Origin of the sequence: Pseudidiomarina fusca, assembly GCF_032227045.1 — a bacterium.
Classification (GTDB): domain Bacteria; phylum Pseudomonadota; class Gammaproteobacteria; order Enterobacterales; family Alteromonadaceae; genus Pseudidiomarina; species Pseudidiomarina fusca.
Genome location: NZ_JANFPJ010000030.1, coordinates 1 through 1,160, shown reverse-complemented (window position 1 = coordinate 1,160; position 1,160 = coordinate 1). Strand labels below are relative to the sequence as shown.

Genomic DNA, 1,160 nt, shown 5'->3' with positions numbered 1-1,160 from the left:
TTTGGCGCTTGGTTACCGTGGTTTGGTGACGGTAGTCGAACAAGTCGAGACGTTTTTCATTTGGGAACTGTGCCTGTTTGTAGTGGCGTTTTATTCGGTTCACGTTGCGTTGGGTGATTTCATGTGACACTAACGATTCAGCGAAGCTTAAGTAGGATTCTTCATTGGCTTCAGCCGTGGCCACCAGAGTGGCCAACTGGCTCGCTGCTGCACCTAACCGTAAGCTACGAAGCTGCTTAGCGATGTTGTCTAACTGGTTCATGATAGGCTCCGTTGCGCGTTAACGTGGCTAATACGGCGGTACATGCTTAAATCGATAGTCACGGGGCTATCCTCCTCGTCATCGGCCATGCGTCCGCGCTGCTCGGCACTGAACCATGCATCGATATATTCACGCATCTTGCTCGCCGTTAACTCTTCTCGCTCAAGCAAGTGGGCTGTAAGTGCCGTGGGTAACTCACCGTAGTGCTTTAATACATCCAGAGCACCGCGCAGTTGGTCTTTATAGAACCGAGGCATGGTTGCTTTGAGCTGTGCCGCAATAGCGCGACCAACATCGATACCTAGACGCTCGTTGAGGTACGCTTCAAGCGCTTCTACAGCCTGCGTTTTGTCACGGTAATGGTCGCGGTTTTTGATAATAAGGCCTTTATCAAGACTGACCGTATGTTGGCCAATAAGCTCACCGGTGGCAGGGTCGAGTAAGAGTAATTGACCATTGGCTTCACTGACACCAACTCGGCTTTGTTGCCATTCCATAGGCACCGAGTACTTGTTCGAGGCCCAAGAGATCAGCCCCGTTTTATCAACCTTGCGTGTTTGCATGGGCGTGTTGTCTAAGCTGGCCATAGCTACATGATAGTGGTTCATGTGTGACCGCTCTGAGCGGTCATAATGGCGCTGCGGCTGCTCTTTGGTGGTGCCGTGTACTCGAATGTTGGCTACTTCATTTAGCCAATCAAGCGTGTAAGCGCGGAGCTCTGTTTCACTGCGGAATGACTCACCATACAGACAGTCCTGTTTGACGTACTTAACTGCTGCTTCAACCTTGCCTTTGCTCTCCGGATCAAAACCCTCGCAAGCATGAATATGGAATGATGCCGCCGTGGCGTACTGCGCAAAGCGTTGATTGAGTTTGAGCTCGCGATATTCTTCGCTCA

General features: G+C 51.0%; 2 protein-coding genes. Both read right to left on the bottom strand.

Going from position 1 to position 1,160, the window contains the following annotated elements:
- Positions 1–262, bottom strand: a 262-nt coding sequence (locus tag NOG12_RS11660; RefSeq protein WP_313933343.1) for an ATP-binding protein, incomplete at its 3' end; no start/stop codon positions are given.
- A partial coding sequence (locus tag NOG12_RS11655; protein WP_418055317.1) for a Mu transposase domain-containing protein occupies positions 259–1,160 on the bottom strand: 902 nt, incomplete at its 5' end. The genes NOG12_RS11655 and NOG12_RS11660, both read right to left, overlap by 4 nt.